Origin of the sequence: Planomicrobium stackebrandtii (genome assembly GCF_030814955.1) — a bacterium.
GTDB classification, from domain to species: Bacteria; Bacillota; Bacilli; order Bacillales_A; family Planococcaceae; genus Planococcus; species Planococcus stackebrandtii.
Genome location: NZ_JAUSWB010000010.1, coordinates 1 through 22929 on the forward strand (window position 1 = coordinate 1; position 22929 = coordinate 22929).

Sequence of the window (22929 nt, forward strand, 5' to 3'; positions counted from 1 at the left end):
GTGATCTGCCTACGCTGATCAGTAAAGTTGCGCGGGCCGTTTTGCGCGGCCGTTGCGTGTTTGTTGACGTTTTGCTGTTCAGTTTTCAAGGTTCAGTACGTCCGTCCTGTAAAAGCAACTTCTCTAAGTTATCACCGTTTAGTGAAAGAGTCAAGCCTTTTTATTATTGCGAAAAACTTAATTTCTCTTAGCGACGTGTATTATCATAATATATTTCCTCAAAGAATGTCAATGATTAAAGCGAAAAAAGTTTAAGAATCTTTATTACACTAGTAAACATATTAATAAATCATTATTCCTTTGCCCCTAAAATCATTTCCACTACGAAAAAAGAAGCTGCTGTTAAAAGCCGGATGAACGGATTTTAACAGCAGCTTCTTTTTTCTTCTTCATATTATACTTAAGCTTTGAACACCTTAATCATCTACTCATCAGCGTCAGAGGGGTGAATGTTCTCTTCGCTTTTCCAATTTTGTTTTATCCATCTGTATAAACTGAACTCAAGAATAATAATTCAAATGCAGCTTTGGGAATCACTCGATATGCCAGTGGATAGCCCAGCGCTAAGATAGGTGCACAAAAATTATAAGCTAATATTTTTCACGGTCACTTTTGAACATGAGAGCAGAAAAGCGATGACACCAATTAAAGATTATTAGTTCAACTTACTAGTTAAAAATAAAACATTTGCTTACCATTTTGAAGGAAAGGATAATCTACATCTTTCCTTCAAAAAAGTTCTTATCCACCACTACCCTCTTTTCAGTTCTTCACGTAATAATAGCGATGAAAGATCCCTTCGCTTTTAGTGGTAACACCGTTTATAAAAATCAGATCTTTCTCTATAAGGTATTCAATAAAAACTTCAAGGTTGGACGAATAATTTTTTAATTCTTCCTGTTCATGCAATTCTTGGATTGTCCAGCTGCTTTGTTTCTCCATGACTTCCCTTATATGAAGAGCCCCGTCCTGCGTTCGCGAATGAATATAAAACTCGCTTGCCAGAAACAGCAGCTCGAGCCGCTTGTCAATCGGCTCATCGCTCGATATCAATTCTTCGTATAGTTTGTAGATGGCGGGTTCCATCTGTTTGACCTGAGACCAGACCGTCACTTCTGGCGGCAATCCGTTTTCAAGTACTGCCAATCGCGCCAGATGATGCAGCGACTCTACCATATGGTGATAGGCATCCATGTAGTTTTTTTCTTCAAAAAATACTTTTCCTTCCATATAGCGGCGGATCAGTTTGGCAAACTCCATGCCCATTTTGATTTTACGGCCGTAGAAGGGATAATCTTTCAGCTCTGTTTTCAACTTTTCCATGAATTCATTGCGATCGTAAATGACACGGCCGTAAAAAAGCCAGTCAACAATTTTCCGGTTTGTTCCGAGCAGCAGCCATTTATGTAGTTGTTTTTCAGTAACGATATGCATCGCAGCCTTTTTATCTAAATACGTATAATGCTTAGTGAACACCGGCGTTTCGTTTTCCTTGGTGATAATCAGCAGAACCGAATCAAAGGTATCCGTAATCTGGCTGACTTTTTCTCTTTTTTCCACCAAAATCACCCCTAGCGTACTTTCCTGGCTGGCGCGTTCCTGGTAAATAGGTCGTAGGATTTGTTCCATCAATTTTCACTCCTTGCTGTCTCCATCGCATTCCGCCATACAGTGTATAGCGTGGATGGTAATGAACTGCAGTGTGTTTTCACTTTCCCTATGGTCTGCGGGGTTTCCCCGTTCTCTGTTTCTCAGACATTGAAGCCGAACATAGTGGCCTCTGCTTTTCTTTATTTCGACATATTTATTGCTGATTCCTTCATTTGAAAACCGATATCACTTTTTAAGGTCATTTATGATATAGTATGATGGATGCAAGGAGGAAATAAACCATGAAACCTTATAAAAATAAAATCAATCGCATTCGGACGTTTGCATTAGCGCTTATTTTCATCGGAATCGTCATCATGTACGTCGGCATTTATTTCAGAAATCATCCTATTGTTATGGTGATTTTCATGCTGCTGGGTGTTGTTGCGATTATCGGAAGTACAGCTGTCTATGGCTGGATCGGTTTGCTGTCTATGAAAACTGTACCGGTGGAATGTCCCAATTGTGGAAGACATACAAAAATGCTGGGCCGTGTAGATATTTGCATGCATTGCAATGAGCCTTTAACGATGGACCGTTCTCTTGAAGGAAAAGAGTTTAACCAAGACTATAACAAGAAAAGCTCACAACAATAAAAACATCCAGCGAATCTGAAATTCGCTGGATGTTTTTTCATATCCGCAAAAAAGAAGCTTACCGCTATTTTGCGGCAAGCTTCTTTAAATAAAAACTATTGGGCCTTTGCCGTTTTGCCTAAGCATCCCTGGCATGTCCCGTAAATTTCAAGACGGTGATAATCCACTTGAAAGCCCGTGACATGGGAAGCTAAATGTTCTACTTCGTCCAGTCCCGGATAATGAAAATCAACTATTTTTCCGCAATCGTTGCAGATAATATGATAATGATCATGTGTGACAAAATCGAAACGGCTTGAAGAATCTCCGTAAGTCAATTCTTTTACCAGCCCCGCTTTTCTAAACACGCGTAAATTATTATAAACAGTTGCAACACTCATATTAGGAAACGTTTTTTCAAGCGCGCGATAAATGTCATCCGCTGTTGGGTGCGTTGTTGAATGAATCATATACTCCAAAATCGCGTGGCGTTGGGGTGTGATTCTTACACCTGTAGACTTCAAAGCATCAAGCGCGTCTTTTAATTTTAATTCAGACATCGCCGTGCACCTCACTTCATAGATATTCTTACATTGTAATTGTTATAAACAGTGTACCTAATGAGAGTGGTGGATGTCAAGAAATCACTATAGTGCCGCCGTTTGCCACGTGTGATCCTCTTTATTTTTCGTGCAGCCCTTTTTCTTTCCGTCCAAGACGCTGATTGACCAGACGCGCTGCGACGAACAAAAAGTCGGACAAACGATTTAAGTAGGCTAAGACATTCGGAGAAATATCGGGACCAATCGACAAAACTGTACGTTCAGCTCTTCTGACAACAGTCCGCGCCACATGAATAGCAGCTCCGGACGGATGTCCCCCTGGCAAGATGAAGTTGCTGAGAGGCGGAACTTCAGCATCATACTGATCGATCCATTGCTCCAGCTTAAAAACATCCTGTTCTTCCAATTTCCATTTTACTTCTTTTCCTTTCGGCGTAGCCAATTCGGCTCCTACATGGAATAAAATCGTCTGGATTTCGTGAAAAACTTCGCAAAGCGCTTCTTTTTCTTCAAAAAATTCGACATTCATGTGCCCAATTGCCAGGCCGATCAGTGAATTCGCTTCGTCACACGTTCCGTATGCTTCAACTACTGCATCGTTTTTTGCGACCCTTGTGCCGTAAACCAAAGAAGTGGTGCCTTTATCGCCTGTTTTCGTATAAATCTTCATGCTCAATACCCCTTTTCCATATTGACCAAATTTGCCGGAATCGTTTGGTCGGCGAGCCATTTTTTAAGGTTTGGAATAAAGATATCCAGTGCACGTTCCACATACTTGCCGGAGTGGCTGGAGACATGGGGTGACACTACAACGTTGTCCATTGTCCAATAAGGGTGCTCTGTTGGCAGCGGCTCCAGTTCGAATACATCCAGAACCGCATAGGCAATTTCTTCACTTTGCAGCGCTTCAAGAAGAACCGCATCTGAAACCAGGTCGCCTCTTCCGAAGTTCATAAAAATAGCGGTGTTTTTCATCGCTTTGAAATGGGTGCTTGTTAACAGCTGTTTCGTCTCATGGGTGCTCGGCAAAATTGACAGAACATAGTCCGCTTGCGGAAGCTTTTCCAAAATGTGTTCAAACGAAACCATTTCGTCCATGTGCAAAGCTTGCTTTCCGGAACGGTTGCAGCCGATGGTACGGACCCCGAACGCCTGCAGCAGACGCCCGATTTCTGAACCTATGGCCCCTGGCCCCAGAATGATCGCTGTAGAGCCATGCAATTCTGAAGAACGGATTTTTCTGTTCCAATCCCGGCTGCGCTGATTTTCATAAATAGCCGGCAGCGAGCGTTTTAAAGATAATAAATGAGCCAAGACAGATTCAGCCATCGGAATTTTATGGATGCCTTTCACATTGGATACGGTAATTTCCCGTTCTGCGATGGCTTGATGAGGCAGCTTTTCAATGCCGGCACTGGCCACCATGATCCACTGCACTTTTTCAGCGGCCGCAATGTCTTCCGCTGTCAAGTCTTCCCCGTATGTGACAATAATGTCGGCAGACGCCAAACGCGTTTTGTCTTTGTAGAGGAAATGGAAATCGACTTGTGGAAATTCGGCTTCCAGCCTCTGCTGCTGATCTTCTTTCGGAATGAATGTAAACAGAATTTCCATAATTGTCCCCTTTCTTATTGATTGCTGATGGTCTTCAATGTTTCCAGCACATCCTGGATGTGGTTCGGAACTTTAACTTTGCGCCACTCTTTTACCACCGTTCCTGTTGGATCGATCAAGTATGTCGCACGTTCAATGCCCATGAATTTTTTGCCGTACATATTCTTCTCAACCCATACACCATAATCTTCCGAAACTTGATGGTCTTCGTCCACCAACAGCGAGAACGGCAAGCCGTGCTTTTCAATGAATTTATTGTGCTGATCTTCTGAATCGGCGCTGACGCCAAGAATCACTGCATTAAGCGCTGAAAAATCAGCCTGGGCATCCCGGAAATCACAAGCCTGCGTCGTACAGCCAGGTGTCATATCTTTTGGATAGAAATAAAGAACCACGTATTTGCTGCCGGAAAAATCTTTTAGTGAAACCGTTTCTCCTACTTCGTTCTTTAATGAAAATTCCGGTGCGTGTGTACCTTCCAATGCAGTCATCTCCATCACTCCTTTTCTTCTCTCTATCGTACCGAACCGTGACTCCAGTTTCAATTTCTTTGGCGTTTCTGAACGACATTGTCTACAATAAGGAATAGATTAATCTATAGGAGGCATTCTACCCAATGAATCATACAACATCAGAGACGCTCCATAAGGAAGCATTAGAACATATCGTAGGCGGCGTCAACAGCCCATCCAGATCTTTTAAAGCGGTAGGCGGAGGCTCCCCCATTGCTATGGAACGCGGAAAAGGCGCTTATTTTTGGGACGTCGATGGCAACAAATACATAGACTATCTGGCAGCTTATGGCCCCATCATTACCGGGCATGCGCATCCTCATATTACACAGGCAATTACGCATGCAGCGGAAACAGGGCTGCTGTACGGCACTCCGACACGCCATGAAATTACTTTCGCCAAGATGTTGAAAGATGCCATGCCGAACATGGACCGTGTGCGTTTCGTCAATAGCGGAACAGAAGCGGTCATGACGACGATCCGGGTGGCTCGCGCCTATACTGGACGGACAAAAATCATGAAGTTTGCCGGCTGCTACCACGGCCATTCCGATTTGGTCCTTGTCGCTGCCGGTTCCGGTCCTGCGACCCTAGGAACACCAGATTCAGCAGGCGTACCAAAGTCAATCGCAGAAGAAGTGATTACGATCCCATTCAATGACCCACAGGCATTCTCGGAAGCAATGGATCGATGGGGCGAGGAAATCGCTTGCCTGTTGGTCGAACCGATTGTCGGCAACTTTGGAATTGTTGAACCAAAACCCGGCTACCTCGAAGAAGTTCATCGCATCGCTCATGAAAAAGGAGCGTTGATTGTTTATGATGAAGTCATCACGGCTTTCCGCTTCCATTACGGCGGTGCTCAGGACATGCTCGGCTTAGTGCCTGACCTGACAGCACTCGGAAAAATCATTGGCGGCGGTCTGCCGATTGGCGCTTACGGCGGCAAAAAAGAAATCATGGAAACTGTAGCACCTTTAGGACCTGCATACCAAGCTGGCACAATGGCAGGAAACCCTGCCTCTATCCAAGCCGGCATCGCCTGTTTGGAAGTACTCCGTGAAAAAGGGGTCTACGAGAAAATGGACAAACTCGGGGCACAGCTTGAAAAAGGCATCTTGGCCGCTGCCGAGGAATTTGATGTGACCATTACCTTAAATCGCCTGAAAGGCGCGCTGACCATCTACTTTACTGACGTAAAAGTTGAAAACTATGAACAAGCTGAAGCAACTGACGGAGAAACCTTTGGCCGTTTCTTTAAGCTGATGCTGGAACAGGGAATCAATCTGGCTCCTTCCAAGTACGAAGCATGGTTTTTAACAACCGAACATACCGAAGAAGATGTAGAAGTTTCCATCCAAGCCGTCCGTGAAGCGTTTAAACAGTTATAATTAGTAAAACTTAGATTTACCGGAAGGAGTCCTTGAGTCAATGAGATTAGGTGCACGTATTTTAAAAACAGGCGTGGCCATTTCTTTGGCCCTGTTTCTGGCTAACTTATTGGAATTGCCTTCTCCTGTATTTGCGGGTGTAGCAGCTATTTTTGCTATCCAGCCCTCTATTTATCGCTCTTACCTGACTTTGCTTGATCAAATTTACGGCAACTTGATTGGTGCAGCCATTGCGATTATTTTCGTATTGACGCTCGGCAGCAATTATTTAACAATTGGTGCAGCCGCGATTTTAGCCATAGCGCTTATGCTCAAGCTGAAGTTGGAAAATACCGTTCCTTTGACTTTGGTAACCATCATCATCATCATGGATTCCCATTCCGCCAACTTCCTGACATTTGCTTCACTGAGAATTGGCACCGTCATGCTTGGTATTTTATCGGCTTTTGTCGTCAATATGATCTTTCTCCCGCCGAAATACGAAACTCGGCTTTTTACGTCAATTCATGAAGTCAGCGAAGAAGTGATTCGCTGGATCCGTGTTTCCATTCGCCATGCATCCGATCATGCATCGGTTAAAGAAGACATCGATAAACTGACGGAGAAGTTGTTGAAAGTCGACCAATGGTATTTGTTTTATAAGGAAGAGCGCAGCTACACCAAGAAGCAACAATATGCAAAAGCACGCAAACTGGTGCTTTACCGCCAAATGATTGCTACTTCAAAGAAAAGCCTAGAGGTTCTGAGGCGCCTGAATCGATTTGAAAATGAATTGATGGAGCTTCCTGACCACTTTCATATGATGGTCCAAGAACGACTGGAAAGTTTAGCCAGCTATCATGAGCAGCTTTATATGAAATACGTTGGCAAACTGCGGCCGGACCACAGTGAAGGTTCGGGGGCAGATGCCATTATGAAACGCAACGAGGTAATGACAATTTTTGTAAAAGAAATCAATTTAGCGCATGAGGAAAATGATGATGAGTTTTCGGTCTATCATTTAATGCATGTGTTATCGGCGATATTGGATTACGAAGAACAACTGGAACATTTAGACTTGCTGATCATTGCTTACTTGAATTACCATGCAGAAGAAGTTGACAGCGATTTAGAGAATTCCATATAAAAAACGTGTGGGGCGATTGCCCCACACGTTTTTTATGATTTCATTCGCGGATCTAAAGCGTCTCGCAAGCCGTCACCCATCAAGTTAAAGCCAAGAACCGTCAACATGATGGCAACCCCAGGAAAAATCATGGTCCAGGGGGCATTGGTCAAATACGAACGCGAATCTGCCAGCATCTTGCCCCATTCCGGTGACGGAGCTTGTGCGCCTAGTCCAAGGAATCCCAGTGCAGCCGCTTCGATAATAGCGGTCGCAATGGCAAGTGTCCCTTGGACAATCACTGGTGCCATGGAGTTCGGCAGGATATGCGACACCAGGATCCGATTGTCTTTCATGCCGATTGCTTTTGCCGACATGATGTATTCGTCTTCTTTAATGCTCAATACTTTTGAACGGATCAAACGGCCGAAGTTCGGCACGTTAATGATTGCAATAGCAATTAATGCGTTGCGAAGCGAAGGTCCAAGAACCGATACAACCGCAATCGCCAACAAAATACTTGGAAATGCCAGCATGATATCAAAGATGCGGGAAATGATTGTATCTACCCAGCGCCCGTAATAACCTGCTAAAATCCCTAAAATACTTCCCACTACGACCGATCCGATTACGGCTAAAAATCCGACCCATAACGAAATTCTGGCGCCATATACTACGCGGGATAAGATATCCCGGCCAAAATCATCTGTCCCCATCCAATTTGTGGAAGAAGGAGGCATAAGCCGTTGAGACAGGTTTTGTTCATTGATGCCTTGCGGCGTAAATAGCGGACCGAAAATCGCCAACAGGATAAAGAATATGACGATTCCCATTCCGACAACCGCTACTTTGCTTTTGCGGAAACCGCGCCACGCCTCTTTCCAGGGGCCAGCGACTTTCTGCATTTCCGCTTTGTCTTGTTTGATTGCTGTTTCAGCCAAGGTACGTCTCCTCCTTCCTAATCATATTTGATGCGTGGGTCGACCAAGCCATACAGCAGATCGACAAACAGGTTGATCATAACAAAGATAAACGCGACTATCAGAATTCCGGACTGAATAACTGGATAATCACGGAAACCTATCGCTTCATAGATATAACGCCCGATTCCTGGCCATCCGAAAATGGTTTCTGTCAAAATGGCACCGCCAAGCAGCAGTCCCATCTGAAGCCCGATAATTGTCAACACAGGGATAATGGCGTTCTTAAGTGCATGTTTATAAACTACCCAGAACATTGACAAGCCTTTTGAACGGGCTGTACGGACATAATCTGAACGCATTACTTCAAGCATGCTTGAGCGCGTCATTCTAGCAATAATTGCCATCGGTATCGTTGCTAAAGCTGTCCCCGGCAATACAAGGTGTTTCAAAACAGTAGCTAATTGATCAAAATCTCCTGCAATCAAAGTATCAATCACATAGAAATTCGTGATGACATCCACGGGATCGCGAACATTTTCACGGCCAGTGGTCGGGAGAATTCCCATTTCAATAGAAAAAATCCATTGGTTCATTAATCCCAACCAGAAGATTGGCATAGAGACGCCAATCAACGCAATGATCATTGCCGTATAATCGAACCATGAATTCTGGAACCAGGCTGAAATGATGCCTGCATTGATTCCGATAACGACTGCAATAATAATAGCGAATAAAGAAAGCTCGATTGTTGCAGCCAAATAAGGCCATACTTCATCTACCACTGGAGTTCGTGTACGAAGTGACTCTCCCAGATCGCCTGTCACCAGCCCTTTTAAATAATCAAAGTACTGGATATACCAAGGATTATCCAATCCCAAATTTGTTCGCAATGCTTTTATCGCTTCTTCGGATGCTTGCTGGCCAAGGATGACTTGTGCAGGATCACCAGGAATTGCGCGGATGATCATAAATACGATAAATGTCATGCCGAGTAAAACCGGGATTAACTGTAGAAGCCGCCTGCCGATATAGTGAAGCATCTTCTTCACCTCTCCATCTCTTGCAATATGTATAACAGGAAGAAAAAAAGGGAGGAAATCATCCGACTTCCTCCCTGAGTATTGCCTACTCTAAATCTACTGAAGCCAATTTGTCAGAACCTGTTGGATGTGCTTTGAAATTGATTACGTTACTACCACCAGCAAGCAGCGGGGTAGAATGCGCAAGCGGTACCCATGGAGCATCTTCATGGATGATTTCCTGAGCTTGCATATACAATTCATTTCTCAGGTCTTCGTCTACTTCTGATTGCGCCTGGATTAAGACATCATGCAGTTCTTGGTTTTCGTAATACGTGTAGTTGTTTGTACCAACATTGTCTTGGTCAAGCAACGCGTAAAGGAAGTTATCTGCATCGCCGTTATCGCCAGTCCATCCCAATAGGAATGCATCAGCTTCTCCGTTTGCAGCTTTTTCAAGGTAAGTCGCCCACTCAAATGACACAATTTCAGCAGTTACGCCAACATCAGCCAAGTTCTTTTGAATGGCTTCTGCCACTTTTTGGCCATCAGGCATATACGGACGTGGAACTGGCATTGCATAAAGTTCCATTTCAAAGCCGTCAGGAAGACCTGCTTCTGCCAATAATTCTTTTGCACGTTCAGGATCGAACTCATAACCTTCAATGCTGTCGTTATATCCACTGATTACCGGAGGAATCGGGTTTTTCGCTACTTCGGCACGGCCTTCGTAAAATGCATCTACAAGAGCCTGCTTATCGATCGCATGGTTAAACGCCTGACGTACTAATGGATCATCAAAAGGTTCACGTGTTACCGTCATGCCAAGGTAGCCGACGTTCATAGATGGACGTTCAAACAATTGAAGATTTTCGTCTGCTTCGATTGTCGCGCCATCAGAAGGTGTGATACCGTCTGCCAAATCAATTTCTCCTGATAGTAAAGCGTTCAAACGAGCGGAGTTATCTGGAATCGCGCGGAAGACCACTTGATCCAATTTCGGCTCGCCATCTACCCAATAATCATCAAATTTTGCAATTGTGATGGTGTCATTGCGTTTCCATTCAACAAACTCAAATGGACCTGTTCCAACTGGATTATCGCCGAACGTATCGCCTGCTGCTTCAAAGGCAGTTGGTGATGCGATGGCGAATGGGCTCATTGCCAGGTTTTTAAGGAATGGTGCCTGTGGGCGTTTTAGCGTGAAGACCACTTCGTAGTCGCCTGTCGCTTCAACAGATTCGATGACATGTCCTTCGTCATCGCCATATCCACCAAACATCGAACCGTAGTAAGGGTATTGTTCCCCATCACCGGCTGCCCAACGTTCAAAGTTCTTTACTACTGCCTCTGCGTTGAAATCAGTATCGTCATGGAACTTAATGCCTTCTTCCAATGTAAAAGTATACGTCAAGCCATCTTCAGAAGCTGTCCATTCAGAAGCTAATGCGGGTTCAATTTCTGTATCCTGTTCACCAAAGTTCACAAGTGTATCGAAAATGTTTTTTGTAACTTTAAAAGATTCACCGTCTGTTACTGTAATCGGATCTAGAGAAACCGAGTCGCCTCCACGTCCAAAGATCAATGTTTTCTCTTCAGCAGATTCCTCTTCACTGCCACTTTCGCCGTTTTCTGATGCATCATCAGAACTACAGCCATAAAGAGCTGTCGATACTAATAAGAGCACCAGAAATGCCCACGATAAGAACTTTTTCTTTCCCAAATTAACCCCTCCATTTTTTCTATTTATTATCATTGCGGCCTGCACTCTTCGTAAAGATGGCAAGCAACAGAATGACCTTTTTCAACTTCTGCAAAAATTGGCACTGCTTGCGAACAAACATCCATTTTAAACGGGCAGCGCGTATGGAATCTGCAGCCGCTCGGTGGATTTGCCGGGCTTGGAACATCCCCGGTAATTACGACTTCTTCCCGCACGAATTCCGGGTCTGGTACCGGTACAGCAGCCAATAAGGCTTGTGTATACGGGTGCAGTGGTTTTTCATACAAGTCTTCCGTATTGGCAAGCTCCGCCATTTGCCCGAGATACATGACCCCTACGCGGTCGCTGATATGGCGAACCACTCCTAAATCGTGGGCAATGAAAATATAAGTCAGCTTCAACTCTTTTTGCAGATCCTGCATCAAGTTCAAAACTTGTGCCTGAATTGATACATCAAGGGCTGATACAGGTTCATCGGCAATTATCAGTTTTGGATTCGTCATCAAGGCGCGTGCAATGCCGATCCGCTGACGCTGCCCGCCGCTAAACTGATGCGGATAGCGTTTGGCATGATAGCTGCTCAAGCCGACTATTTCCAAAAACTCGTGGACTTTCTTTTTACGTTCTTTCGGATCGCCTATATTATGGACATTGAGCGGCTCCATCAGGATTTTTTCAATTGTATGGCGCGGGTTCAATGACGCGTAGGGATCCTGGAAAACCATCTGAATATCTCGCCGCGCTTTGCGCATATCGTGATTTGACAAGCTGGTCAATTCCTGGCCATCGAAAGTGACGGTGCCTTCGGTCGGTTCCAAAAGGCGCATCAGCATGCGTCCGGTTGTCGACTTTCCACATCCCGATTCGCCGACAATTCCCAAAGTCTCGCCTTCTTGAACGGTGAAGGACACATCATCCACTGCTTTGACATGGTTGTTTACCCTGCCTAAAATGCCGGACTTAATCGGAAAATACTTTTTCAGTCCTTCAACTTTTAACAACGGTTCTGTCATGAGACTGTACCTCCTTCGGGTCGAATAGGAAACAGCGGGTTTGATGATTTTCCGCTGTTTGGTACAGTTCCGGTGTTTCTCCTATGCAGCGGTCAAAAGCAAATTCACAGCGCGCTGCAAATTTACAGCCTGTCTTGATTGTTCCTGGCTTTGGAACATTTCCTGGGATCGAATACAGACGCTCTTTTTTAAAGCGCATATCCGGAACCGATTCCAGCAAGCCTCTTGTATAAGGGTGCTGCGGATCGTTAAATATGGTACGGACCGGCCCTTCTTCAACCACTTTGCCCGCATACATGACAACAACCCGTTCACAGGTTTCAGCGACAACTCCTAAATCGTGGGTAATCAACAAAACTGCAGTATTCAAACGTTCATTCAGATTTTTGATCAATTTCAAAATCTGCGCCTGAATGGTTACATCCAATGCTGTCGTCGGTTCATCCGCAATCAATACTTTCGGGTCGCACAATAACGCCATTGCAATCATGACGCGCTGGCGCATACCGCCTGACAGCTGATGCGGATATTCCTTCATCAACCCTTCCGGCCGGGGCAAGCCCACCAATTTCATCATTTCAATGCCGCGTTCCTGAATCTGTTTTTTTGACCAATCCTTCTTATGGATTTTGATAGCTTCGCGAAGCTGATCGCCAATCGTAAACAATGGATTTAACGAAGTCATTGGCTCCTGGAAAATCATCGCAATATCATTGCCCCGGATTTCCCTCATTTTTTTCTCAGGTAGTTTGGTTAAATCTTTATCCTGAAATAAAATTTCGCCTCCTGTGATTTTTCCTGGAGGACTTGGAACCAACCCCATTATCGACAGTGAAGTTACGCTTTTTCCGCATCCGGATTCTCCGACAATACCGAGCACTTCGCCTTCCCGTATGTGAAAATCTACATTATCTACTGCTGGTATCTCTCCATCATCTGTGAAAAAGGATGTTTTCAAACCTTTAACGTCTAAGATGGTTTTACGTTCATTCATGATGCTCCCCCTTTTGCACAAAAAATGATTCAGATTATTCTCCTTCTTTTAATTATACGTAATATTATTATTAATGCAATATCTTATTTGTATTTGTTGGAAGCTCGATGCATAGAAAAAAGCCCCCAAAATATTGGAGGCTTTCGATGCTCAATCAAAATGCTGAACTTGAAACAGGCTTGAATAAACGCCCTGCCGTTTCATCAATTCGTTATGTGTCCCACTCTCGGCAAGTTTGCCGTGGTCGATCACAAGTATTTGGTCTGCGTGAGTGATGGTAGAAAGACGGTGCGCGACAATAAGTGTCGTCCGGTCATGTGCCAAACGCTCCAACGAATCCTGAATCAATGCTTCACTTTCAAGATCCAGAGCGGATGTAGCTTCATCCAAAATCAGAATCGGAGGATTTTTCAAGAACACGCGCGCAATTGCGACGCGTTGTTTTTGTCCACCGGATAATTTCACGCCGCGCTCTCCAACTTTCGTGTCATAGCCTTCAGGCAGCTGTGAAATGAATTCGTCAGCATTAGCCGCTTTGGCTGCCGCAATTACTTCTTCATCAGTAGCCCCTGGTTTCCCCATCAGGATATTGGCTTTTACAGAGTCGCTGAAGAGAATGGAGTCCTGCAAAACCAAACCGATCTGGTCGCGCAACGTATGGGTCGTCACATCCCGCAGGTCGTGGTCATCCATATAGATGCCGCCGCTTGTTACATCGTAAAATCGTGGGATCAAGGAGACGATGGTCGATTTCCCGCCACCGCTCATTCCGACAAAAGCAACCGTCTCTCCGGGTTTCACCGTAAAGTTTAAATCAGTCAGCACTTCCGAACCGCCATCATTGTAATGGAAAGAAACGTTGCGGAATTCCAGTTTGCCGTCGACTACTTTCAAGTCACGCGCTTTTTCTTTATCCGTCACATCGTAATCTTCATCGATCAACTCAAAAACCCGGTCCATAGAGGCAAGTGACTGCACCAGCGTCGTTGAAGAATTGACCAATCGGCGCAGTGGATTATAAAGCCGTTCAATGTAAGCAATGAAAGCCACCATCGTACCCAGCGTCAGATTCCCCTGAATCACTTGGTAACCCGCATAACCGATAACCAGCAGTGGCGCGACATCCGTAATCGTGTTCACGACAGCGAATGCTTTGGCATTCCATTTCGTATGGTCGATTGCTTTTTCCAGAAATTGATCGTTTGTATCGTTAAAAATTTTCTGTTCATGCTTCTCAAGCGCAAAACTTTTGATGATGCTCATGCCCTGCACACGCTCATGCAAATAACTTTGGACATTAGCCAAAGCCTGCGAACGTTCACGGGTCAAATCGCGAAGCCGGCCAAAGAAATACTTGACGCTGAACGCGTAGAACGGAAATGCCAGCAAAGCAACGATGGTCAACGACACGTCCATTGTCAGCATGATGATGATGGCAATCAGAATTGTTGCGAGATCCAACCAAACGTTCATCAGGCCGATCATGACAAAATTTTTGGTCTGCTCGACGTCATTAATGACACGAGAAATAATTTCCCCTGCCCGCGTGTTGGCGTAATAACGCAAACTCAAGCGCTGCAAATGGCCGTAAAGGTAGCCGCGGATGTCATAAAGAATTTTATTGCTGACGTATTGTGCATAATACTGGCGGTAATACTCAATGGGCGGACGCAGCAGGAAAAAAACGATGGCTGTTCCTCCCAGCCATAAGTACAACTGCTCCAGCTTTTCTGCATTCGACAGTGCATCCGCTCCGATAATATCATCAATGACGATTTTGATCAGCAGCGGAATAAAAAGCGGAATAGCGAATTTGAATATCCCGATAAAAATCGTCAGTGCAATCTGCCAATAATAAGGTTTGACGAATTGCATATAGCGTTTCATACTGCTCAAAGCTTTCACTCCATTCTATTCAAAACGAAAAACCTGTTGGCAAGCAACAGGTTTTCATCTTAATCACGAATCCGGTTTAGTCTATGAAATTCATAGCGGTTCGTCCATACTTCGATAAAGTCCTGGGCAAATGGCCCTCTGCGCTGTTTGATCCAGCCGATCAGCTTTTCCACATTTCGGTGAAGAATTTGATCAATCACTTCAGGATAACCCATTTGCCGCTTATGGTCTTCATATTCGTCTTCATCCAACAGCGTGTAAGACATGTCTGGAAACACTTTTACATCCAAGTCATAATCGATGTACTTCAACGAGCCATTATTATAAACGAATGGAGAACTGACATTGCAATAATAATAAACACCGTCGTCTCGGAGCATACAAATGATGTTGAACCAATGCTCTGCGTGAAAATAACAGATTGACGGTTCGCGCGTCAACCAGGTTCGGCCATCGGATTCTGTCACTAGCGTCCGTTCGTTTGCACCAATTACAATATTATTTGTACCTTTCAGTACAGTTGTTTCCTGCCAGACACGGTGGATTCGGCCGTTGTGTTTATAACTGTGGATTTGGATTGTTTCACCCTCCGCAGGAATCGCCATGTACTATCCCACCTTCTTGTCTAAGCCTTTGTTTATCTGCTATTTCAGTATTATATCAATCAATTCTGAAAACATACAGCAATAAGGCGGAAGAACCAAAGGATTACATGACGACCGAACGTCCGCCGTCCACAATAATAGTCTGGCCGCGAATCATGTCCGAGTCAGATGAAATCAGGAATAACGCCGCTTTTACCATATCTTCAATTTCAACCATTCGCCCTGCAGGCGTATTGACACGGGCATCATTCAATAAATCTTCACGGTTCGGAAAATGTTTTAATGCTTCAGTATCAAGCGCTCCACCCGACACTGTGTTGACGGCAATTCCAAGCGGTGCCAGTTCAACAGCCAAATAGCGCGTAATGGACTCTACCGCTGCTTTTGAAACTCCTATCGTCGTATAATTTTCCAAATAACGAATTGAGCCAAGTGAGCTGATGCCGACGATTTTGCCGCCTTTATCCATCAGTTTTGCCGCTTCCTGGGCACCAAACAGCATCGCTTTCGCGTTGATGTTCATGGTCCAGTCCCAATGCGATTCTTCCAGTTCCATGATTGGGCGCAAAACGCCCGAAGCTGCATTGGATACGAAAACATCCAAGCGTCCAAACTCTTCTTTGATGGTTTCAAACATGCCGCGGAGTTTCTCGACATCTCCAACGTTAGCACGGACTAATAGCGCTCTTTGCCCTCTTGCTTCGATTTCCTTGACTGTATCAAGTGCAGCGGTTTTGCTGCGCGCGTAATTGACGACGATATCGTATCCCTGATCGGCAAGAGCGATTGCCATCGCCTTGCCGAGACCTCTGCTGCTGCCTGTCACCAATGCTACTTTTTGTTCTGCCATCATTAAACATCTCCTCTTTGCTGTAAAGCTGTTTTCATTTTTTGGACCGGTCCTGCGATCGGCAATAAATCCATTTCTTCCGCAGTCACCCATCTCATATGTTCAGGTGCGACTATATTTTCACTGTCGGCGATAAAGCCATCCACGTTCCATGTTAAATGAGAAAAGACATGTTTGAAAGAAGTAATTTTTTCCGCTTTGTCTACAATGCCTTTCAAGTTTTCCGAAAGCTGCTCTTCGATTTCGAGCGGCAGCACGTCTGCTGCTGTTTCCAGCATTGGAAATTGCCACATATTTGCTAGCAATCCGGTTGCTGGACGCTGTTCCATCAGCAGTTTGTCGTTGCTGCGAATAGCGATCATTGCATACTGAAGTGACTTTGTTTTTTTCGCTTTGGTTTTGATCGGCAGGTCGTGCTGCCTGCCTTCGTGAAATGCGGCACAATGTTCACGCACTGGACACAGCAGGCATTTTGGTGAAGTCGGTGTGCAGATCAAGGCTCCCAATTCCATGAGTCCTTGATTAAATGAAGAAGGATCTTCATGGCTGATAATTTCAGTAACTGCCTCTTCAAAGATTTTCCGTGTTTTCGGCTTGGCAATGTCTTCTTCGATAAGTAGGATACGCGACAACACACGCATGACGTTGCCGTCCACTGCATGCTCCGGAACGCCGTAAGCTATGCTCAGAACAGCTCCGGCTGTGTATGGCCCGACACCTTTTAGAGACGAAATTTCCTTCCGGTTATCCGGAACGATTCCGCCATAATTCTCAGCCACTTCTTTGACTCCCGCCTGAAGGTTGCGGGCACGAGAGTAATATCCAAGCCCTTCCCACTGTTTCAGCAAGATTTGTTCGTCGGCTTCTGCCAGGTCGTTCAAAGTGGGAAATTTTTCGATAAAGCGTTTATAATAAGGAATAACCGTATCCACCCGCGTTTGCTGCAGCATAATTTCTGAGATCCAGATTTGGTAAGGGTCTGCCGTACGTCTCCATGGCAAATCTCTTTTCTCTGCTGCAAACCAGCTGATCAAGTCATGTTGAAATTGCATTTTTTCTATATTAATAAGGTTTGCCTCCGTTCAGCTTGATTATTTCGGTCTCATTTCGGGTATATACGTAAATGAGGAATTAAGTTTATTTTATCAAAACTTTTCAGTTCCCCATAAAAATTACTTCTTTAGAGAGGGGGATGAGGCAATGGATACAGGAACTCATATTGTCATGGGCATTGCCCTAGGCGGCCTTGCAATGGCCGACCCGGCCGTCGCCAGCCACCCCGTCACCATGACAGCCGTTGTTTCCGGTGTCATCATCGGTTCTTTGGCACCAGACGTTGACACCGTTTTAAAGCTTCGCGACAACGCCGTCTACATCCGGCATCATCGTGGTGCTACCCATTCGATTCCCGCAGTGCTGACATGGCCTCTGTTGATAGCAGGTGCGTTATCTCTTGTGTTCCCTGAAGCCAATTTGCTCCATCTATGGCTCTGGACTTTCCTGGCTGTCTTTATGCATGTGTTTGTCGATATCTTCAATTCCTATGGCACTCAGGCACTCAGACCAATTTCCAACCGGTGGGTCGCGCTTGGTGTCATCAACACGTTTGATCCTATTATCTTTGGTGCACATGTCGTAGCTTTGACAATCTGGGCATTCGGTGCAGATCCAGTATGGACCATCGGCATTTTGTACGTTGCCATGCTCTTCTATTATATTGCAAGATTTGCAGTGCAGGCAGCCATCATACATGCCGTCCGCAATACCATTCCTGGCGCTACTGACGTTTTTGTGGCACCGACGATGCGTTTTTTTCACTGGCGTGTTGCCGCCAATACAGAGCAGCACCATTATGTCGGACGAGCATATGGCCGGACCATCAATATCTATGATAAATTCATGAAAAAAGAGATGCCTGAAAACAATCTGATCCAAGCAGCAATGAAGGATAAAAACATCTCAGCCTTCATTTCATTTTCTCCTTTATACCGTTGGGAAATCAACGAATATGGTGATGTTTTCGAAGTGCGGCTGATTGACCTGCGTTACCGCAGCAATGACTATTATCCGTTTGTGGCTGTCGCCCATTTGGATAAGGAATGCAAAATCATCAATTCCTATACGGGATGGATTTTCAGTGAAGACAAGTTAAGGAAAAAATTGGATTTCAGCCACAACTAGAAAACGCACACCCCTGGGTGCGCGTTTTCTTTTTTACCCTTAACAAGCTTAAAGTTCAGCAGTGCAGTTAAGATAGCTGTTAAACGGACCTTGACGCTTTTCCATTAGTCTTTCAGCAAATGAGCGTACTTAGGATTGGTGCTGGCAAATTCGTGTATTTTATCGCCATAGCTGTCAATCCACTGGCGCATCACTTTTTCAACAACTGCTGTTCCCTGGTAGTCATATCCTGCTTTAGCATAGGAAGATTCAAAATCAGAAGCAAGCAATTCAATCCAGATTCGTGCTTTTTCCTCTGTTAAATTTGGATTTTTTTCCAATAATTCAATTGTCAGTTGTTCAATAATTTCTTTCATCTGCTTACTTCCCTTCCTTCAACGGACGCAGCATGGAAATCGGCAGCGCTTCCGTATGTTTTTCTCCGCCCATTCGGTAACCCCAGGCAAATCGGCCTTTTAGGTAATCGATCTGAAAATAGACATTGGGATCTCCTTCAATTCGGTATACTTCGCCTTTTTTAAAATCGGCAGGGTCTATAAGATAAGCTGCCGCCATCATAGCTTTTCGCTCCAGCACCGCAAACTCATTGACGATGCCCAGCTGTTCAGCTTTTCTGGCTTTTTCTTTTAGGCGCGCAATTTCCCCGCGGAGTTCATGTTCTGTCATGTCGCTGTAACGCTTTTCTTCAGTCATCTTCAAGCTCCTTTTTATCCAGGTAGTCATTGATCACTTCACCAGGAAAACCTTTTTGGTATAATCCCTGTTTCACTTTTGACTTTAAATCATAGCCTGTCAGCTTTGAGCTGTGCTTGCGCCATAATTTATCCCCTTGTTCAGTGACAATCTCCGTCCATTGATCGTCATCTTTTTCAAGCTCCAGATCTTCAATCGCCAGTTTGATCAGCGAATAGTTATAGCCTTTTCTCAGCAAAGTGTCAGTAATTTTTTGATGGATTTGGCTTGGTGTTTTCATCTTTTCTTTAGCCGCAATTTTTTCTGCAAGGACTTTGGCAACTTCCAATTGTTCTTCTTCCGAATACGAATCCAGAACGTCTTTTTGCATTTGCTTGTCAATTCCTCTCTTTTGCATATCCTGCTGGATTGCACGCGGCCCTTTTTTGCCCGAGTTGATTTGCGTTCGCATCAGCGCCTCTGAAAATTGCTGGTCATCCAGAAAGTTATGCGTATACAATTTTTTGATGGCTTCATCTATTACGGCATCTCCGTATTCTTTTTCTTTCAGCTTCTTGCGTACTTCCCCTTCGCTTCGCATGCGGAATCCCAGGTAGTACAACGCTTTGTTATAGGCTTTTCGGACTTCATCTTCGAAATTAATTTCTTCGATGGTCCATTGGTCCAACTCTTTCCCTTTTGTGAGCTGATGCCTGACAAGCACCGCTTCATCCACGCTAAAAGCATATTTATCTTCAAAAAAGATATTATACCTTTCAGGGTTTTTCTTACCCTGCGTGATTTTTGAAATAATCGGCATTTACTGGCACCTCTCTTCTTCTTATATTATACACCTTCCAAGCAAATATACACATAGCCTTACGCCTAAAAGGGTATGCTATGTGTATATTTACTTTCTATGCAGCTGTTCAAGACAATCGTGTTCATTTTTAAAGAGCTATGCAGCAAATGGCCAATAAATAATGAGCAAGTGCCCGATTACTACAACTAAAACTGGAGGCGGTCAAAATGAAAATAGCAATTACTGGCGGTACTGGATTTGTAGGCAGAGAACTGACCCGTTTGCTGCTGGATAGAGGCGATGAGGTAGTTATTTTGACAAGAAAGCCGAAAGCCCCTTCCGATAAAATTACATACGTCGAATGGCTGACAAAAGATGCCGTTCCTGAAAGACAGCTGGAAGGCGTAGACGCTTTTGTCAACTTGGCTGGCGCATCCATAAATGACGGGCGCTGGAGCGAAGAACAGAAAAAACTGATTTATTCGAGCCGGATGGATGCCACTAACGAATTGCTGCGGATTTTTCATAAACTTGAGAAAAAACCGAAAGTGCTTGTGAATGCCAGCGCCATCGGAATTTATCCGCCGTCTGAAACGGTGACTTATACAGAAGCTTCCGCCGACAGAGGTTCTGATTTTCTGGCTCAAACTGTTCGCGACTGGGAGATACTAGCGGCCAGAGCGGAAGAAGCCGGCTTGCGTGTAGCGTGCGGCCGATTTGGCATTGTTCTCGGAAAAGATGAAGGGGCACTTCCACTGATGGCTTTGCCATACAAACTTTTTGCAGGCGGTACAGTTGGTTCCGGCAAGCAATGGCTGTCATGGATCCATGTAAAAGACACAGCACGGGCATTGATTTTTGCGATCGATAACGATGGGCTGAACGGTGCATTCAATGTTGCAGCTCCACAGCCAAAACAAATGAAGGATTTCGGCAAAGAAATTGCACATGCGCTCGGTCGTCCTCACTGGATACCGGTCCCCTCATTCGCATTGAAAACGGCTTTAGGCGATAAAAGCCAATTGGTTCTTGAGGGACAACGGGTCCTGCCTACCGTACTTGAACAGCATGGTTTCCAGTTCAAGTTTCCCAATTTACGATCGGCACTGGCTGATATCTACAAATAAGGCTATAATGGGGGGATGATTAACTGAAGGACGTGATATCCATGAACGATAAACCCATTATTGAAGAAGGCCAAAAATTTCCGATGACGATTAAACGGCTTGGCATTAACGGCGAAGGCATTGGCTATTTCAAACGCAATGTGGTATTTGTACCGGGAGCTTTGCCGGGAGAGGAAATCACAGCGCAAGTGACTGTGGTCAAGCGCAATTTTGCTGAAGCCCGCATCGTCAAAATGCGCACCGCTTCGCCTCACCGCCAGACACCGCCCTGCCCAATTTATGAAGCTTGCGGCGGTTGCCAATTGCAGCATATGACTTACGACCAGCAACTGGTCGAAAAACGTGATCTTGTTGTGCAGGCATTAGAACGTTACTTGAAAGGCTCGAAAGTCCATGTCGAGAAAACCATTGGCATGGAAGATCCGTGGCATTACCGCAATAAAAGCCAGTTCCAAACACGCCTGAAAGGTTCAAAAGTCATTGCTGGCTTGTTTGCAGAAGGTTCCCATCAACTACTGGACATCGAACAATGCATCGTTCAGCATCCTGACACGACAGTTATCACCAATGCTGTTAAACGGATTCTGGAAGAACTGAAAATGCCGATTTATGACGGCAAGACGATGAAAGGCATTATCCGCACCATTGTCGTTCGCACCGGCGTCAAAACCGGCGAAATCCAATTGGTTTTGGTGACGACACGATCAAAAATTCCACAAAAAGAATTATTGCTGGAACGTTTGAAAAAAATTGATACGAATCTGGTATCGATCGTCCAAAACATCAACAAAGAAAAAACCTCGCTCATTTTCGGAGATGAAACGATTACATTATTCGGCAAAGATACCATCCATGAAGAGCTGGGCGAATTGGCATTCGATTTGTCTGCCCGTGCTTTTTTCCAACTCAACCCGACACAGACCGTTCGCCTATACAATGAAATTAAACGTGCTGCTGATTTGACTGGGCAGGAAAAAGTAGTCGATGCTTATTGCGGCGTCGGCACCATCGGTCTTTGGCTGGCAGACAGTGCCAAGGAAATCCGTGGAATGGATGTTCTTCATGAAAGTGTCGTTGATGCAAAAGCAAATGCCAAGAAACAAGGGTATGCGGCAAAATATGTAACCGGCACAGCCGAAAAATGGCTGGAGCTTTGGAGCAACGAAGGATTTGTTCCTGATGTACTGACTGTTGATCCACCACGCACCGGATTGGCTGATTCGCTATTGGAAACCATTTTGAAAGTAAAACCGAAACGCTTTGTCTACACATCGTGCAACCCTTCCACATTGGCAAAGGACTTGCAGCAATTGACGAAGATCTACCGGATCGAATATATCCAACCGGTCGACATGTTCCCACAAACCGCACAAGTAGAATCCGTAACAAAATTAGTGTTGAAATAGGAAAAGCGCAAGCAGCCGTTTAGCCCCGACAAGCGCTGGAAGCCTTACCGGTAATGGCGGCCTTTGCCATTGCTGGTAAGGCTGAAGCGACTCGAGGGGCTGGCTGCTGGAGTCTGGACAATAAAGAAAAGCGCAAGCGCCCGTTTAGGTCCGACCGGCATAAGATGCTCCGGCGAAGCGGCGTTTCTTCAGCCGCACAGCTGGAGTGGCTTATGACCCTAGGACCTGGGCGCTGGAGTCTGGACAAAGAAAAGCGCAAGCTGCCAATAGCAGTAGCTAACCTAAAAGCGCGACTTCCTGTCGCAACG

The 22929-nt window shown here is 45.0% G+C and carries 24 protein-coding genes; 7 read left to right on the forward strand and 17 right to left on the reverse strand.

Annotated elements, in window-relative coordinates:
• A partial coding sequence (locus QOZ98_RS16875; RefSeq protein WP_308788479.1) for a hypothetical protein occupies positions 1 to 191 on the forward strand: 191 nt, incomplete at its 5' end.
• 571 nt (positions 192 to 762) lie between these two features.
• Here QOZ98_RS16875 and QOZ98_RS16880 read toward each other — a convergent pair.
• Complete coding sequence (locus QOZ98_RS16880; protein ID WP_308788480.1) at positions 763 to 1629, reverse strand: nucleotidyltransferase-like protein; 867 nt, start codon at positions 1627 to 1629, stop codon at positions 763 to 765.
• A gap of 263 nt (positions 1630 to 1892) precedes the next feature.
• Between QOZ98_RS16880 and QOZ98_RS16885 the strand changes: the two genes are divergently transcribed.
• Positions 1893 to 2246 carry a YgzB family protein gene (locus QOZ98_RS16885; protein ID WP_142829770.1) on the forward strand — a complete coding sequence of 118 codons (354 nt, stop codon included), beginning with the start codon at positions 1893 to 1895 and terminating at the stop codon, positions 2244 to 2246.
• A gap of 95 nt (positions 2247 to 2341) precedes the next feature.
• Here QOZ98_RS16885 and perR read toward each other — a convergent pair whose 3' ends face one another.
• The 4 genes from perR to bcp form a co-directional block, all read right to left on the reverse strand.
• On the reverse strand, positions 2342 to 2785 hold the full coding sequence (perR, locus tag QOZ98_RS16890) for a peroxide-responsive transcriptional repressor PerR (protein WP_142829772.1): 444 nt from the start codon (positions 2783 to 2785) through the stop codon (positions 2342 to 2344).
• A gap of 121 nt (positions 2786 to 2906) precedes the next feature.
• Complete coding sequence (locus QOZ98_RS16895; protein ID WP_308788481.1) at positions 2907 to 3458, reverse strand: cob(I)yrinic acid a,c-diamide adenosyltransferase; 552 nt, start codon at positions 3456 to 3458, stop codon at positions 2907 to 2909.
• Between the two features lie 2 nt (positions 3459 to 3460).
• Positions 3461 to 4402, reverse strand: coding sequence for a D-2-hydroxyacid dehydrogenase (locus QOZ98_RS16900; protein WP_308788482.1), 942 nt, complete (start codon positions 4400 to 4402; stop codon positions 3461 to 3463).
• Positions 4403 to 4416: 14 nt separating this feature from the next.
• Positions 4417 to 4893, reverse strand: coding sequence for a thioredoxin-dependent thiol peroxidase (gene bcp, locus QOZ98_RS16905; protein ID WP_308788483.1), 477 nt, complete (start codon positions 4891 to 4893; stop codon positions 4417 to 4419).
• A 125-nt stretch (positions 4894 to 5018) separates the two neighbouring features.
• On the opposite strand from bcp, the gene QOZ98_RS16910 reads away from it, so the two are divergent.
• The gene (locus QOZ98_RS16910; protein WP_308788484.1) at positions 5019 to 6305 is read left to right on the forward strand and encodes a glutamate-1-semialdehyde 2,1-aminomutase; all 1287 of its coding nucleotides are present in this window, start codon (positions 5019 to 5021) and stop codon (positions 6303 to 6305) included.
• A 40-nt stretch (positions 6306 to 6345) separates the two neighbouring features.
• Positions 6346 to 7431, forward strand: a complete 1086-nt coding sequence (locus QOZ98_RS16915; protein WP_308788485.1) for an FUSC family protein — start codon at positions 6346 to 6348, stop codon at positions 7429 to 7431.
• 32 nt (positions 7432 to 7463) lie between these two features.
• On the opposite strand, the gene QOZ98_RS16920 is transcribed toward QOZ98_RS16915, so the two are convergent.
• From QOZ98_RS16920 to mutY, 9 genes are all read right to left on the reverse strand, one after another.
• Positions 7464 to 8315 (reverse strand): ABC transporter permease, encoded by an 852-nt coding sequence (locus QOZ98_RS16920; protein ID WP_185960111.1) that lies wholly within the window; start codon positions 8313 to 8315, stop codon positions 7464 to 7466.
• A gap of 53 nt (positions 8316 to 8368) precedes the next feature.
• Complete coding sequence (locus QOZ98_RS16925; protein WP_308788543.1) at positions 8369 to 9373, reverse strand: ABC transporter permease; 1005 nt, start codon at positions 9371 to 9373, stop codon at positions 8369 to 8371.
• 85 nt (positions 9374 to 9458) lie between these two features.
• Positions 9459 to 11075 carry an ABC transporter substrate-binding protein gene (locus QOZ98_RS16930; protein ID WP_308788486.1) on the reverse strand — a complete coding sequence of 539 codons (1617 nt, stop codon included), beginning with the start codon at positions 11073 to 11075 and terminating at the stop codon, positions 9459 to 9461.
• Between the two features lie 29 nt (positions 11076 to 11104).
• The gene (locus tag QOZ98_RS16935; protein ID WP_308788487.1) at positions 11105 to 12088 is read right to left on the reverse strand and encodes an ABC transporter ATP-binding protein; all 984 of its coding nucleotides are present in this window, start codon (positions 12086 to 12088) and stop codon (positions 11105 to 11107) included.
• The gene (locus QOZ98_RS16940; protein WP_308788488.1) at positions 12063 to 13082 is read right to left on the reverse strand and encodes an ABC transporter ATP-binding protein; all 1020 of its coding nucleotides are present in this window, start codon (positions 13080 to 13082) and stop codon (positions 12063 to 12065) included. The genes QOZ98_RS16935 and QOZ98_RS16940 overlap by 26 nt, the downstream gene beginning before the upstream one ends.
• Positions 13083 to 13232: 150 nt before the next feature.
• The gene (locus QOZ98_RS16945) at positions 13233 to 14978 is read right to left on the reverse strand and encodes an ABC transporter ATP-binding protein (RefSeq protein WP_308788489.1); all 1746 of its coding nucleotides are present in this window, start codon (positions 14976 to 14978) and stop codon (positions 13233 to 13235) included.
• A 59-nt stretch (positions 14979 to 15037) separates the two neighbouring features.
• Complete coding sequence (gene ntdP / locus QOZ98_RS16950) at positions 15038 to 15583, reverse strand: nucleoside tri-diphosphate phosphatase (RefSeq protein WP_142829796.1); 546 nt, start codon at positions 15581 to 15583, stop codon at positions 15038 to 15040.
• Between the two features lie 103 nt (positions 15584 to 15686).
• Positions 15687 to 16433, reverse strand: coding sequence for an enoyl-[acyl-carrier-protein] reductase FabL (fabL, locus tag QOZ98_RS16955; protein ID WP_142829798.1), 747 nt, complete (start codon positions 16431 to 16433; stop codon positions 15687 to 15689).
• A 2-nt stretch (positions 16434 to 16435) separates the two neighbouring features.
• Positions 16436 to 17485: an A/G-specific adenine glycosylase gene (gene mutY, locus QOZ98_RS16960; RefSeq protein ID WP_308788490.1), complete on the reverse strand. Its 1050-nt coding sequence runs from the start codon at positions 17483 to 17485 to the stop codon at positions 16436 to 16438.
• Between the two features lie 148 nt (positions 17486 to 17633).
• On the opposite strand from mutY, the gene QOZ98_RS16965 reads away from it, so the two are divergent.
• On the forward strand, positions 17634 to 18614 hold the full coding sequence (locus QOZ98_RS16965) for a metal-dependent hydrolase (RefSeq protein WP_308788491.1): 981 nt from the start codon (positions 17634 to 17636) through the stop codon (positions 18612 to 18614).
• 104 nt (positions 18615 to 18718) lie between these two features.
• Here the strand turns inward: QOZ98_RS16965 and QOZ98_RS16970 are convergent, their stop codons facing one another.
• Genes QOZ98_RS16970 through recX form a run of 3 tightly spaced genes read right to left on the reverse strand, consistent with a single transcriptional unit; the run spans position 18719 to position 20106 of the window.
• Positions 18719 to 18970 carry a YfhJ family protein gene (locus tag QOZ98_RS16970; RefSeq protein WP_142829804.1) on the reverse strand — a complete coding sequence of 84 codons (252 nt, stop codon included), beginning with the start codon at positions 18968 to 18970 and terminating at the stop codon, positions 18719 to 18721.
• Positions 18971 to 18974: 4 nt separating this feature from the next.
• The gene (locus QOZ98_RS16975) at positions 18975 to 19307 is read right to left on the reverse strand and encodes a YfhH family protein (RefSeq protein ID WP_308788492.1); all 333 of its coding nucleotides are present in this window, start codon (positions 19305 to 19307) and stop codon (positions 18975 to 18977) included.
• Entirely contained in the window at positions 19300 to 20106 is an 807-nt protein-coding gene (gene recX / locus QOZ98_RS16980) for a recombination regulator RecX (protein ID WP_308788493.1), read from the reverse strand. The genes QOZ98_RS16975 and recX overlap by 8 nt, the downstream gene beginning before the upstream one ends.
• A 209-nt stretch (positions 20107 to 20315) precedes the next feature.
• Here recX and QOZ98_RS16985 point away from each other — a divergent pair, with 209 nt between their 5' ends.
• Positions 20316 to 21215 carry a TIGR01777 family oxidoreductase gene (locus QOZ98_RS16985; protein WP_308788494.1) on the forward strand — a complete coding sequence of 300 codons (900 nt, stop codon included), beginning with the start codon at positions 20316 to 20318 and terminating at the stop codon, positions 21213 to 21215.
• A 41-nt stretch (positions 21216 to 21256) separates the two neighbouring features.
• On the forward strand, positions 21257 to 22621 hold the full coding sequence (rlmD, locus tag QOZ98_RS16990) for a 23S rRNA (uracil(1939)-C(5))-methyltransferase RlmD (RefSeq protein WP_308788495.1): 1365 nt from the start codon (positions 21257 to 21259) through the stop codon (positions 22619 to 22621).
• Positions 22622 to 22929: the final 308 nt, after the last annotated feature.

Coding starts and splice junctions, on each gene's coding strand:
- QOZ98_RS16895 (WP_308788481.1), bottom strand. CDS start 3,458: ATGAAGATTTATACGAAAACAGGCGATAAAGGCACCACTTCTTTGGTT.
- QOZ98_RS16975 (WP_308788492.1), bottom strand. CDS start 19,307: ATGACTGAAGAAAAGCGTTACAGCGACATGACAGAACATGAACTCCGC.
- QOZ98_RS16910 (WP_308788484.1), top strand. CDS start 5,019: ATGAATCATACAACATCAGAGACGCTCCATAAGGAAGCATTAGAACAT.
- fabL (WP_142829798.1), bottom strand. CDS start 16,433: ATGGCAGAACAAAAAGTAGCATTGGTGACAGGCAGCAGCAGAGGTCTC.
- QOZ98_RS16915 (WP_308788485.1), top strand. CDS start 6,346: ATGAGATTAGGTGCACGTATTTTAAAAACAGGCGTGGCCATTTCTTTG.
- ntdP (WP_142829796.1), bottom strand. CDS start 15,583: ATGGCGATTCCTGCGGAGGGTGAAACAATCCAAATCCACAGTTATAAA.
- mutY (WP_308788490.1), bottom strand. CDS start 17,485: ATGCAATTTCAACATGACTTGATCAGCTGGTTTGCAGCAGAGAAAAGA.
- rlmD (WP_308788495.1), top strand. CDS start 21,257: ATGAACGATAAACCCATTATTGAAGAAGGCCAAAAATTTCCGATGACG.
- recX (WP_308788493.1), bottom strand. CDS start 20,106: ATGCCGATTATTTCAAAAATCACGCAGGGTAAGAAAAACCCTGAAAGG.
- perR (WP_142829772.1), bottom strand. CDS start 2,785: ATGTCTGAATTAAAATTAAAAGACGCGCTTGATGCTTTGAAGTCTACA.
- QOZ98_RS16940 (WP_308788488.1), bottom strand. CDS start 13,082: ATGAATGAACGTAAAACCATCTTAGACGTTAAAGGTTTGAAAACATCC.
- QOZ98_RS16970 (WP_142829804.1), bottom strand. CDS start 18,970: ATGAAAGAAATTATTGAACAACTGACAATTGAATTATTGGAAAAAAAT.
- QOZ98_RS16925 (WP_308788543.1), bottom strand. CDS start 9,373: ATGCTTCACTATATCGGCAGGCGGCTTCTACAGTTAATCCCGGTTTTA.
- QOZ98_RS16935 (WP_308788487.1), bottom strand. CDS start 12,088: ATGACAGAACCGTTGTTAAAAGTTGAAGGACTGAAAAAGTATTTTCCG.
- bcp (WP_308788483.1), bottom strand. CDS start 4,893: ATGACTGCATTGGAAGGTACACACGCACCGGAATTTTCATTAAAGAAC.
- QOZ98_RS16880 (WP_308788480.1), bottom strand. CDS start 1,629: ATGGAACAAATCCTACGACCTATTTACCAGGAACGCGCCAGCCAGGAA.
- QOZ98_RS16900 (WP_308788482.1), bottom strand. CDS start 4,402: ATGGAAATTCTGTTTACATTCATTCCGAAAGAAGATCAGCAGCAGAGG.
- QOZ98_RS16985 (WP_308788494.1), top strand. CDS start 20,316: ATGAAAATAGCAATTACTGGCGGTACTGGATTTGTAGGCAGAGAACTG.
- QOZ98_RS16885 (WP_142829770.1), top strand. CDS start 1,893: ATGAAACCTTATAAAAATAAAATCAATCGCATTCGGACGTTTGCATTA.
- QOZ98_RS16920 (WP_185960111.1), bottom strand. CDS start 8,315: ATGCAGAAAGTCGCTGGCCCCTGGAAAGAGGCGTGGCGCGGTTTCCGC.
- QOZ98_RS16965 (WP_308788491.1), top strand. CDS start 17,634: ATGGATACAGGAACTCATATTGTCATGGGCATTGCCCTAGGCGGCCTT.